Origin of the sequence: Cytobacillus sp. FSL K6-0265, from assembly GCF_038003465.1 — a bacterium.
Lineage (GTDB): Bacteria > Bacillota > Bacilli > Bacillales > Cytobacillaceae > Cytobacillus > Cytobacillus stercorigallinarum.
In genome coordinates this window covers 79,117-90,749 of the sequence record NZ_JBBOPE010000001.1, presented here as the reverse complement: position 1 = coordinate 90,749, position 11,633 = coordinate 79,117, and the positions used below count along the sequence as shown (strand labels likewise).

The window sequence follows — 11,633 nt, the reverse complement described above, 5'->3', positions numbered from 1 at the left end:
GTACATTTAAAGCCAGTGGAAGTCCCCTTTTGTGAACTTCCACTGGCTTTTTTCATCAATTAATATTTATTTCTGACGCATATGCGGGAACAACAATACATCTCTAATAGAAGCTGCGTTTGTTAGTAACATAACTAAACGGTCTACACCAATACCTAGTCCACCTGTTGGCGGCATTCCGTATTCTAGTGCTTCAATAAAGTCGTTATCCATCATATGTGCTTCATCGTTTCCTTGCTCACGCTCTTTTAACTGCGCTTCAAAGCGTTCTTTTTGATCAATCGGATCATTAAGCTCAGTGAATGCATTAGCGTGTTCTCTAGCGACTATAAATAACTCAAAACGATCAGTAAAACGTGGATCGTTCTCATTCTTTTTCGCAAGAGGAGAGATTTCTACCGGGTGTCCGAAAATAAAGGTAGGTTGAATTAACTTCTCTTCCACTTTTTGTTCAAAGAATTCATTGACGATATGACCATATTGCATATGCTCGGTAATTTCCACACCATGCTCTTTTGCAAGTGCACGTGCTTCCTCAACTGATGTTTCTTTCCAGAAGTCTACACCAGTATATTCTTTCACCGCATCTACCATATGAAGTCTTTTCCACTCTGGTTTCAGATTAATTTCATATTCTCCATACTGAACAGTTGTTGATCCTAGTACTTCTTCTGCAATATGTGCAATAAGGTTCTCTGTCAAACTCATAATATCACGATAATCAGCATAAGCCTCATATAGTTCAATCATCGTAAACTCAGGGTTATGTCTTGTAGACACGCCCTCATTACGGAATACACGACCGATTTCATACACTTTCTCCATCCCACCAACAATCAGGCGTTTTAAGTGTAGTTCAATGGCAATACGCATATATAATTCCATATCTAACGCATTATGATGAGTAATAAAAGGTTTGGCTGAAGCCCCACCTGCAATGGCATGCATCATTGGTGTTTCGACTTCAAGATAACCCTGATCGTCTAAATAACGTCTCATAGATTGTATAATACGACTACGTGTAATGAAGGTATGTTTACTTTCTTCACTCATAATCAAATCTAGGTAACGCTGGCGATATCTTTGCTCAACATCTTTTAAACCATGGAATTTATCAGGTAAAGGACGAAGCGCTTTTGTTAATAGTTCAAATTGTTTTGCTTTAACAGACAGTTCCCCTACTTTTGTTTTGAAAAGAACACCTGAAATACCGACAATATCACCCAAATCTGCAGATGTAAAAACTTCATATGCTTCTTCACCAACAGCATCCTTACGAACGTATAATTGGATTTGTCCAGATAAATCTTGAATATGTGCAAAACCGGCTTTACCTTTACCGCGTTTTGTCATAATTCTACCTGCAATGGTGACAGGAATTTCTTTTTCCTCTAATTCCTCTTTTTCAAATTGAGAGTATTCCTCAACCAATTGCTGTGATTGATGTGTGCGATCAAATCTTTTTCCGAAAGGATCTACGCCTTGTTCACGAAGACTGTTCATCTTTTCACGTCTAACCACTAATTGGTCGTTTAATTCTTCATGATTTTGACTCACAGATACCATCTCCATCTTAAATCTTTTATGTAGACGCCTATGGGCGGTTTACGAAGATTTAGTATTTTATATCTCTATTATTGTACACAATACAACAACGACAGACATCTATAAAGTAAAAAATAGAATAAAAACTGCCAGCAAGTGACTGGCAGTCGTTCATTATTTCACAGAAATATTATAGTTAAATATAAAAATGATGTCAAACCAGCTATTGAACGCTGATTGCCACTCATTGTAGTTAATCAGACTGCTTTTGAAGCTTGTCTTTCTTTTTCTTCCATTTCCACTACTAACGCAGAAAGGACGTTTACAACATCTTCCCTTGTATTACATTCATTAATAGCTGCACGAGCTTTTGCATTTCCTTTGATTCCCTTTAAATACCATGCCGCATGTTTACGCATTTCACGGACAGCAATATGTTCATTTTTCAGTTCAATCAATCGATCCATATGCAATGTGCAGACATCCATTTTCTCACGAACGGACGGCTCCCCCATTAGTTCCCCTGTTTCTAGATATTTGACTGTTCGATAGATCATCCACGGGTTTCCTAAAGCTGCACGTCCAATCATCACCCCATCTACACCTGTTTCATCTAACATTCTTTGTGCATCTTGGGGAGTCTGTACATCTCCATTACCGATTAACGGGATTTGAATATTTTGTTTTACTTCTCGAATGATGTCCCAGTTAGCTGTACCTTCATACATTTGCACTCTCGTACGACCGTGCAACGAGACTGCTTTACCTCCAGCACGTTCAACCGCTTGGGCATTTTTCACAGCGTATATATGGTCTTCATCCCAACCCATACGCATTTTGACCGTTACAGGCTTTTCTACCTCCGATACGACCGCTGAAACCATCTCATAGATTTTATTTGGGTCTAAAAGCCATTTGGCACCCGCATCACACTTTGTAATTTTCGGCACCGGGCATCCCATATTAATATCGATAATATCTGCATTAGTATTTTGGTCAACAAATTTCGCAGCCTCAACCAGGGTTTCTTTTTCCCCTCCGAAAATTTGTAGACTTAACGGCTTTTCACGCTCATCTATATACAGCATATTCATTGTTCTTTCATTTTTTAAAATAATGCCCTTATCGCTCACCATTTCGGCACATACAAGCCCCGCTCCGAATTCTTTCACTGTTAAGCGGAATGCGGAGTTACACACACCAGCCATCGGTGCAAGGACCACTCGGTTCTTGATGTTCACATCACCAATTTGAAACATGTCCGAGAGACCTCCTTCTATTTATGGATTTCCTCCTCTTTAGGTGGAGCTAAATCCTCCATTGTCACATGTAGTAATGTTGTGATTTTTTCCAGTAATTGTTCCGTAGGCATACGATTACCTCTTTCAATCTCACCAATAATAGAAACTGATATACCTAACTTTTTCGCAAAACCTTCTTGGGTGTATCCTTTGAGCTTTCGAAAAGCGCGAATACGTCTCCCCCATTTTTCCGCTTCCATATCCGAACTCCTTTTTTGTCTGGGATTGCCTCTAATTTCTCATGTAAAGGCTGTTCCTCATCCGGTAAGCAAATGTTGGGTTGAATCTCTAGAAGTGGAATGAGCACGAACGCTCTCTCATGCATACGTGGGTGTGGAACGATTAACGTCTCTGTCTCAATATTTTCTTGATTATATAGTAAAATGTCAAGGTCTATATTTCTTGGACCCCAGCGAATAATCCTTTTTCTACCAAGATCTTGCTCAATTCTCAGTAGTGCTTTTAATAGTTGCGAAGAAGATAATGTCGTATGAACTTGGATGACCATATTCAAAAATTGCGCTTGGTCTTCAAACCCAACGGGATCCGTCTCATATATCGAGGAATAATTCACCACCTCAATCTCTGTATTCTCCAGAAGGGTAGTAATTGCCTCATATAAATGTACGTCTCGATCTGTCATATTTGAGCCTAAGCCGATAAAAGCTATATTTGTCACTATTTCCTACTCCTTGTCATTTCTATTGCTACAGAATCATAATGACCCGGAATAGGGGGATCCGGTTTGACTACTTTTACAGTTATTTGAGAAATTTGTTGAAAGTTGACCAATGCTTCTGAGGCAATTTTCTCCGTTAGTGCCTCTACTAACTTGAATGGTTTCCCCTCTACTATTTTCTTACACAGCTCATATAGATCTGCATAATTGATCGTATCATTTAAATCATCACTTTTGCCCGCGTCTCTTAAATCTAACTCAATTGTTAAATCCACATAAAAACGTTGACCTAATCGATTCTCTTCAGTAAATACCCCGTGATATCCATAAAACGCCATGCGATTTAAATAGATTTTATCCAAGATTAACATCCTTCCCAATGAGTGCATCCATCATTTTGGCCATACGGCTCATTTCCTTTACATCATGTACACGCATAATCTGACAGCCTTTTTGAATACCATAGCAGACTGTCGCCCCTGTCCCTTCCATTCTTTCATCAACAGGTAAGTTAAGTACATTGGCAATCATTCGTTTCTTTGATGTACCTAGCAATACAGGATAACCAAACGCCACAAGCTGATCAAGATGGCGCATCATTTTTAGATTATCTTCATGGCTTTTCGCAAATCCTATGCCTGGATCTAAGATGATATTGTCATCCCTAACTCCCGCTGCCTTAGCAATCGCGATACTTTCATATAAGTCATTCATACAATCTCTAAAAAATGAATCATATTTTTCATTTTCTCGATTATGCATTAAAATAATGGGGACATCTTTTTCAGCGGCTAATGGTGCCATTTCTTTATCTCTCTTTGCCCCCCAAATATCATTAATAATATGCGCACCTGCTTCTAGGGCATGCTTCGCCACTTCCGCTTTATACGTATCAATAGATAGGGGAACCCGGATTTCCTTTACAATCGCTTCTATTGCAGGAACCACTCGTGCAATTTCTTCCTCAACGGAAATCTCTTCATATCCTGGCCGCGTAGATTCGCCACCAATATCGATAATATCTGCTCCAGCTTCTACTAATTCCTTCGCTCTCTCTACCACATTCTCTAATTGATTATATTTTCCACCATCAGAGAAGGAATCAGGCGTGATATTAAGTATGCCCATGATTAATGTCTTCTTACTATAATCTAAGGTATAAGAACCACACTGTAATAAACTGTTTGTCATGCTTTTCCTCCTAAAGTGAATCTCTACTCCACAAAATCTCTCTTTGTTGTTTGTATACACTCTGCAACAAGGTCACCATCGCTCCATTTAGACCCGGAAGCTGTCGACCTTCCATTGTTTTAAGCGGGACAATTTCCTGAATAGAGTTGGTAATAAATATCTCTTCAGCCGCAACGATCTCGTTATAGTGAAATACACCTTCTTCAACCTGCCATCTTAACTTTTTAGCTATCATTATAATAAATTGCCTCGTAATACCGTTTAAAATACCCGTTTCAATCGCTGGTGTGTATAATACTTTTCCTTTCGTCCAAAAAACATTAGATGAAATACCTTCAGCCAAAAAACCATCCTTCGTTAAGAAAATTCCCTCTAACGTATCATCTGCACCTAATTCCTGTTTAGCTAAAATATTGTTTAAAAAGTGGTGTGACTTTAAACGCTCAGCCCCTTCTGGTGTATTTCTTCTAATAGAAAGGATTTTTCCGTTTTTTTCAACCGGGAGGGGGGCTTGAGGCAATTCATTGGCAAAAATAATAACGGTAGGTTCTAGATAATGGTCAGCTCTTAAACCTACTTCGCCTATTCCCGCAGAAACATTTACTCTTATTCTAGCATTTCTTAATTGATTCATTTCTAATAAGCCAGCTAAATGAGATTGTAACTCTTCTCGTCCATTAAATGGACTACGAATACATACAGCATCTAACCCTTGATTCAAACGTGCTAAATGGTCATCCAATAAAAACGGATGTCCATTGTATATACGAAAGGTCTCAAACAAGCCTAAACCATATAAATATCCATGATCAAATGGAGAAATACTCGCTTCTTCTTTTCGCACAAGCTTGCCATTAACATTAATATACAACGTGTTTGCCCCCTTGTTGAAGGAGGTCATGCTGGATTAAAAAGTTTAAGAGCAAGTCTTTTCCTGCTGATGTCATAATGGATTCAGGATGAAACTGGACTCCTTCAATTGGTAGGTGTCGATGTCTTAACCCCATAATTTCACCTTCATCCGTCCACGAAGAAACTTCGAAACAATCTGGAAGGGTTTCTTTTTCCACAATTAAAGAATGATAGCGCGTAGCTAAAAATGGCACTTCAATCCCTTTATAGATCGTTTGTTTGTTATGAAAAACGGGTGAGGTTTTCCCATGCATTAATCTATCTGCCCGGACCACCTTGCCTCCAAATACTTGTGCAATTGATTGATGACCTAAACATACACCGAAGATAGGGAGCTTCCCAGCAAAGGCTTCTATGGCTGCTAAACTAATGCCTGCTTCATCCGGACTACATGGTCCTGGTGAGATCATTAAGCACGAGGGGGATAGTGCTTCAATATCAGCAATTGTGATTTCATCATTACGCTTAATAACCATTTCCGCACCTAATTCCCCTAAATATTGCACCAAATTAAACGTAAAAGAATCAAAGTTATCAATCATTAATATCACTTTTCCCATTCCCCCTTCTTTTCTGCTAACTCTTTTGCCCGCCATAGCGCCTTCGCCTTCTTTAACGATTCTTTATATTCTAAATGAGCTTCAGAATCAATAACGATTCCTGCTCCTGCTTGTACATACGCCATTCCCTCTTTGACTAGCATTGTTCGAATCATAATATTCAACTCTAAGTCACCATTAAAGCCGATCCAACCAAGTGATCCTGTATAGATACCTCTTCTTACTGGTTCTAATTCATCAATTATTTCCATCGTTCTAATTTTCGGTGCACCTGTGATTGTGCCGCCTGGAAAAGAGGCATCTATTAAATCGTACCCATCTCTACCGTTAGCTATTTTCCCTCTTACATTCGACACAATATGCATAACGTGGGAGTATTTTTCAATCACCATAAATTCATTGACTTCAACCGTACCATATTGGCACACACGTCCTAAATCATTCCGTTCTAAATCAACAAGCATAACGTGCTCAGCTCGTTCTTTTTCATTTTCAATCAATTCATTAGCTAATCTAAGATCCTCTGCTTCATCCTGACCACGTGAACGAGTACCTGCAATAGGTCTTGTACTCACTTCATCGCCTTTTTTCTTTACTAATAATTCCGGTGAACCACTGACAATTTGGTAATCAGGGGTATTAAAATAACCCATATAAGGAGATGGATTCAGTTCACGTAAATGACTGTACACTTCAATAGGAGGAACGTTCAGCTTTTGAGTACCCCTTACAGAAAGATTGACTTGAAACACATCACCACTCGCAATATATGCCTGTACCTTTTCCACTGCTCGAACAAATGTTTCTTCACTGATGGAAACGTCTTTTAAAGTAGGTTCCTTATCCCCAGCTAACTGAACCTCTCCTTGTTCCACTTCCTCTGTCCAACGATTCAGCCATGCGGTTTCCCTTAAGGTGATATCGTCTCCTTTATCATGGACAAATATCAACCATAATTCTTCTGTATCATGATCAAAAACGAACCATTCTTCAAATAAGAAGAAATGCGTATCAGGCATTTCCAAATCATCTTCAGTCAAGTCTGGTAAGTTTTCAATATAACGTCCGTAATCATAGCTTACAAATCCCAATACACCTCCATGGAAATCTGGTAAACTTCCTAAAGGCTCTTCGATTTCATATTGCTTTAACCACTTTTTCATTTCATGTAATGGGTTACCATGTGCCACGTGCGACCCTTCACTAGTTTTTATGTATAACTTACTATCTTTCCCCTTAAACTCAACGACTGGACCAAAGCCAGCCACACTATATCGGCCACTTCTACCGCTCTCTAATAAAATATGTATATCATAGTCCTTAGCAATCTTTTTGTATAATGGAAAAAACCATTCCTTCGAATAGCTTAACTTTTTGGTATGGATCATTTTTTTCATTGAATCTCACCTCATACTCATCATACCGAATTGCTTACAAATTGCTAGTCATTTCATCATTGTAATAATTGTTAATCAAAAATGAAGGCTAGTCACCAAGTAGAATAGTGCCAGCCTTCATTTTAAAATAAAAAAACAGCAGTGCTCATCACTGCCGTTTTCTCTATCGTTTTAATCAAATTGATAAAGTGGTGTACTTAAGTAACGTTCTCCATTACTTGGGATAACCGCCAATACTTTCTTGCCTTCTCCTAGCTCTTTGGCTACCTTTAAAGCCGCGTGAATAGCTGCACCTGAAGAAATACCACCTAAAATCCCTTCCTCTTTAGCCGCTCGACGTGCTTGAGCAAACGCATCTTCATTGGCAACAGCGATGATTTCATCATATACCTTCGTATCTAAAATCTCAGGTACAAATCCTGCACCAATACCTTGAATTTTATGCGGTCCCGGCTTCCCACCTGAAAGAACGGGAGAATCAGCAGGCTCAACTGCATATATCTTAATATCCTTGTATTTTTCCTTTAGTATTTGACCAGCACCTGTAATCGTTCCACCTGTACCAATACCAGCAATAAATGCATCTAATTGATCGCCCATTTGCTCAACAATTTCTTTTCCTGTTGTCTCGCGATGTACTTCAGGATTTGATAAGTTTTCAAACTGTTGCGGCATGAAGTATCCATGCTCTTTCGCTAACTCCTGTGCTTTTCTGATTGCTCCGCCCATACCATCTGGACCCGGTGTTAACACTAATTCCGCTCCATAAGCGCGAAGTAGATTCCTTCTTTCCATACTCATCGTCTCAGGCATCACCAAAATCGTTTGATACCCTTTTGCTGCAGCAACCATAGCAAGACCAATACCTGTATTCCCGCTGGTTGGTTCAATAATCGTATCTCCTTCTTTTAACTCACCACTTTTTTCTGCGGTTTCTATCATTGCATTGGCAATACGATCTTTTACACTGCTTCCAGGATTCATATACTCCAGTTTTAAGTAAATATCCGCACTTCCGTCTTCTACCATACGGTTAAGCTTCACTATTGGTGTTTGTCCAATAAGTTCAGTAATTGAATTAGCAACACGTACCATCTTCTCCACTCCTTATTCCGAGTATTATTATTGGTTTTATTTAAATTTATCAATCACACAACCAATTGTCAATGAATATGCAGGCAGAAGGCCCTTGTATTATTAGAAAATTTAAAACTTTATACCTGAGCGATTCATGTTAGCTTATGCTAAATGAACTCTATAAATAACAAAAAACTACAATGCCCCATCATAAAAAGTTTCGATGTCCACTTCATCCTTAAAAGGCTCAGTAGAAACAGGAAGATCCATTTGCTCTAAAGCCATTTGTCTCCGTATTTGTGATTTGACATCCTTAAAGGAATACGTTTCCCCCTCAACAAACTCTTGTAACAAAACGATGGCATACCCTTCATCGGTTTTTACAGGGTTAGACCATTCTCCAGCTTTTAAATCTTGCGCTGCTTGAATGATGGTTTCATAATTATCGTCATCAACTGTCACATAACCAAGGTCACCACCCTGTGCAGCTGTTAATGTATCTGTTGATTTCTCCAACGCCATGGCTGTAAAGCTTGAGCCATTGTCTAATTCTTTCACTGTTTGTTCTGCTTCTTCCTTAGTAGCCAGTACAATTTGTGATAGATGATATGTATCCTTAATTTCATATTGAGCTTGGTTATCTTCGTAGTATTGTTGCAGCTTTTCCTCAGAAATACTAACTTCCTTTGTTAAAAGCTCCTCAAGCATTAAACTATCTTTAATTTGTTTTCTCCATTGTTCTTCGTTGATTGATAAAGCAGCCGCAGATGTGCCATACGCTGATTTTAACATTTTGATTTCACGGTCAATCTCTTCTTTGCCAATTTGAACATCGTATTTATCTCCAGCAGCCTCGATAACCTTCCCATCAATCATTTCGTCTAGCACTTCTTTCCCGTAGCGACCCTCCATTTCATTTAACCAATCTTGCCTTGTAATTTCATCTTTTCCAATCTGCGCCACCACTTCAGATTGACTCGGTTCGCTCTTCCCAAGAAAATAAGCAACGCTCATAAAGTTAATCGCAACTAGTATGATTATGATTAACCATAAATGTTGTCTTTTCAAAGCTCCTCCCCCTACTACTTTGCATATATTTCTATAAAAAAAGACTTAGGTGCACCTTCCATTCCCCTATTGTTCTTAAGAATCAAGATACGCCTAAGCCCTCACATTTAGTTTGCTTCTTGTTTAAATGCCTCAAGTTCTTCTTTATTATAATGATAAGCTTCATTACAGAAATGACATTGTGCCTCTGCACTACCTTCTTTCTCTATCATATCTGCAATTTCCTCTTTTCCTAAACTAATAATCGCATTGCCAAACCGTTCTTTTGAACATGTACAAGTAAAACTAACATCCATTTTTTCTAAGAAATTCACTTGATCTTTACCGAGAACACTTTGTAAGATTTCTTCTGGTGTTAAGCCCTTTTCAATCATTGTTGAAACAGGTTCAATATTGGATAGTCTTTGTTCAATGGCTGTAATTGTTTCATCATCTGTCCCAGGCATTAACTGGATAATAAAACCACCTGCAGCTAATATACTATTGTCATCATTGACTAATACACCCACTCCAACAGATGATGGTGTTTGTTCAGATGTGACAAAGTAATACGTAAAATCTTCCCCAAGCTCTCCTGATACAATTGGTACTTGTCCAGAAAAGTTTTCTCGCATGCCAATGTCCTTTACTACTGTCAAAGTACCTTCTGTTCCAACCCCACGACGAACATCAAGTTTGCCCTGTGCATTAGATTCAAAATGAACTTGAGGATGAGTCACATAACCACGCACTTCCCCTTTTGCATTACTATCAACTAGGAGTGGGCCAAGTGGGCCATTACCTTCAATTTTAATTGTGATTTTGTCTTCTCCCTTTACCATTGCCCCCATCATTACACCAGCGGACATTGCTCTCCCGAGTGCTGCTGAAGCAACCGGCCATGTATGATGCCTTCTTTGCGCTTCTCCTACTGTTTCTGTTGAACGAACGGCAAATGCCCTCACTTGTCCTTCATAAGCTAAAGCTTTTACTAAATAATCACTCATTTTAATACTCCTTCCATGACGAATACAGACGTTATTCTACTTTTTTATCGTGTCCATATTCCGTTTATAAATAAGCTGTAAACCTTTTAAGGTTAAAAATGGATCAATAATATCTATGATCGTTGATTCCTTTGAGATCAGCGAGGCCAACCCACCTGTACCAATAACAAGCGGTTCCTCTTTTGCTTGTAACTTCATTCTACTTACAATCCCCTCTACTTGACCCACATAGCCAAAGAGAATGCCTGATTGCATAGCTGAGACAGTATTCTTTCCGATAATATCATCAGGCCTAACAATTTCTATCCGCGGTAACTTCGCTGCCCTAGAGTATAGCGCTTCAGTAGAGATACCAATACCAGGTGCAATCGCACCACCCATATACTGTTTATGCTCATTAATATAACAATACGTAGTTGCTGTGCCAAAATCAACAATTATGAGCGGTCCGCCATATTCATGAATACCTGCCACTGCGTTGACGATTCTGTCGGCTCCCACTTCTTTTGGATTATCATACTTAATATTCAAACCTGTTTTGATCCCTGGACCAACAACTAATGGTTTGATATGAAAGTATTTTTCACACATTCGCTCCAAAGCAAACATAATCGGAGGCACAACGGAGGAAATAATAATACCATTTATATCAGCAAAAGTTAATTGCTCATGCTCAAACAACGATTTCACAATCATCGCATATTCATCTTCTGTTTTATGACGATCAGTCTCTATTCGCCAATGATACTTTAACTCATCTCGTTGATAAACACCCATCATCATATTCGAATTCCCTACATCAAAAACAAAAATCAAGCACCCTCACCACACTCACTATAAAATAATTACACTTTAATACTGAGAACATCATATCACACCTCTGTTGCGATTATCCAAATTATGAAATGCAAACTTAG

Annotated in this window: 13 protein-coding genes; all 13 read right to left on the bottom strand. The window is 38.8% G+C overall.

Annotation, left to right across the window (positions count from 1 at the left end; all coding sequences use genetic code 11):
• Nucleotides 1-66 precede the first annotated feature (66 nt).
• The gene (gene lysS / locus MHH73_RS00450) at nt 67-1,566 is read right to left on the bottom strand and encodes a lysine--tRNA ligase (RefSeq protein ID WP_191817041.1); all 1,500 of its coding nucleotides are present in this window, start codon (nt 1,564-1,566) and stop codon (nt 67-69) included.
• Nucleotides 1,567-1,802: 236 nt separating this feature from the next.
• The gene (dusB, locus tag MHH73_RS00445) at nt 1,803-2,804 is read right to left on the bottom strand and encodes a tRNA dihydrouridine synthase DusB (protein WP_341064004.1); all 1,002 of its coding nucleotides are present in this window, start codon (nt 2,802-2,804) and stop codon (nt 1,803-1,805) included.
• A 17-nt stretch (nt 2,805-2,821) separates the two neighbouring features.
• A complete protein-coding gene (locus tag MHH73_RS00440; protein WP_191817034.1) occupies nt 2,822-3,046 on the bottom strand; it encodes a helix-turn-helix domain-containing protein in 225 nt (74 codons plus the stop codon).
• Nucleotides 2,962-3,525: a 2-amino-4-hydroxy-6-hydroxymethyldihydropteridine diphosphokinase gene (gene folK, locus MHH73_RS00435; RefSeq protein WP_191817033.1), complete on the bottom strand. Its 564-nt coding sequence runs from the start codon at nt 3,523-3,525 to the stop codon at nt 2,962-2,964. The genes MHH73_RS00440 and folK overlap by 85 nt, the downstream gene beginning before the upstream one ends.
• Nucleotides 3,525-3,887 (bottom strand): dihydroneopterin aldolase, encoded by a 363-nt coding sequence (folB, locus tag MHH73_RS00430; protein ID WP_191817032.1) that lies wholly within the window; start codon nt 3,885-3,887, stop codon nt 3,525-3,527. Before folB ends, folK begins: the two co-directional genes overlap by 1 nt.
• Complete coding sequence (gene folP, locus MHH73_RS00425; protein WP_341064003.1) at nt 3,880-4,716, bottom strand: dihydropteroate synthase; 837 nt, start codon at nt 4,714-4,716, stop codon at nt 3,880-3,882. Before folP ends, folB begins: the two co-directional genes overlap by 8 nt.
• A 10-nt stretch (nt 4,717-4,726) precedes the next feature.
• A complete protein-coding gene (pabC, locus tag MHH73_RS00420) occupies nt 4,727-5,587 on the bottom strand; it encodes an aminodeoxychorismate lyase (protein ID WP_341064001.1) in 861 nt (286 codons plus the stop codon).
• Nucleotides 5,577-6,179: an aminodeoxychorismate/anthranilate synthase component II gene (gene pabA, locus MHH73_RS00415; protein ID WP_341069589.1), complete on the bottom strand. Its 603-nt coding sequence runs from the start codon at nt 6,177-6,179 to the stop codon at nt 5,577-5,579. The genes pabC and pabA overlap by 11 nt, the downstream gene beginning before the upstream one ends.
• Complete coding sequence (locus tag MHH73_RS00410) at nt 6,176-7,585, bottom strand: anthranilate synthase component I family protein (RefSeq protein WP_341064000.1); 1,410 nt, start codon at nt 7,583-7,585, stop codon at nt 6,176-6,178. Before MHH73_RS00410 ends, pabA begins: the two co-directional genes overlap by 4 nt.
• A 171-nt stretch (nt 7,586-7,756) precedes the next feature.
• Entirely contained in the window at nt 7,757-8,680 is a 924-nt protein-coding gene (cysK, locus tag MHH73_RS00405) for a cysteine synthase A (protein WP_191817028.1), read from the bottom strand.
• 177 nt (nt 8,681-8,857) lie between these two features.
• On the bottom strand, nt 8,858-9,730 hold the full coding sequence (locus MHH73_RS00400; protein ID WP_191817027.1) for a peptidyl-prolyl cis-trans isomerase: 873 nt from the start codon (nt 9,728-9,730) through the stop codon (nt 8,858-8,860).
• Between the two features lie 107 nt (nt 9,731-9,837).
• Nucleotides 9,838-10,716 carry an Hsp33 family molecular chaperone HslO gene (gene hslO, locus MHH73_RS00395; RefSeq protein WP_191817026.1) on the bottom strand — a complete coding sequence of 293 codons (879 nt, stop codon included), beginning with the start codon at nt 10,714-10,716 and terminating at the stop codon, nt 9,838-9,840.
• A gap of 36 nt (nt 10,717-10,752) precedes the next feature.
• On the bottom strand, nt 10,753-11,532 hold the full coding sequence (locus tag MHH73_RS00390; protein WP_191817025.1) for a type III pantothenate kinase: 780 nt from the start codon (nt 11,530-11,532) through the stop codon (nt 10,753-10,755).
• Nucleotides 11,533-11,633 lie beyond the last annotated feature (101 nt).

Bases quoted from the DNA above. Each gene is read 5' to 3' on its own strand.
- lysS (WP_191817041.1), bottom strand. From the start codon at position 1,566: ATGGTATCTGTGAGTCAAAATCATGAAGAATTAAACGACCAATTAGTG.
- hslO (WP_191817026.1), bottom strand. From the start codon at position 10,716: ATGAGTGATTATTTAGTAAAAGCTTTAGCTTATGAAGGACAAGTGAGG.
- MHH73_RS00410 (WP_341064000.1), bottom strand. From the start codon at position 7,585: ATGAAAAAAATGATCCATACCAAAAAGTTAAGCTATTCGAAGGAATGG.
- dusB (WP_341064004.1), bottom strand. From the start codon at position 2,804: ATGTTTCAAATTGGTGATGTGAACATCAAGAACCGAGTGGTCCTTGCA.
- MHH73_RS00440 (WP_191817034.1), bottom strand. From the start codon at position 3,046: ATGGAAGCGGAAAAATGGGGGAGACGTATTCGCGCTTTTCGAAAGCTC.
- cysK (WP_191817028.1), bottom strand. From the start codon at position 8,680: ATGGTACGTGTTGCTAATTCAATTACTGAACTTATTGGACAAACACCA.
- folP (WP_341064003.1), bottom strand. From the start codon at position 4,716: ATGACAAACAGTTTATTACAGTGTGGTTCTTATACCTTAGATTATAGT.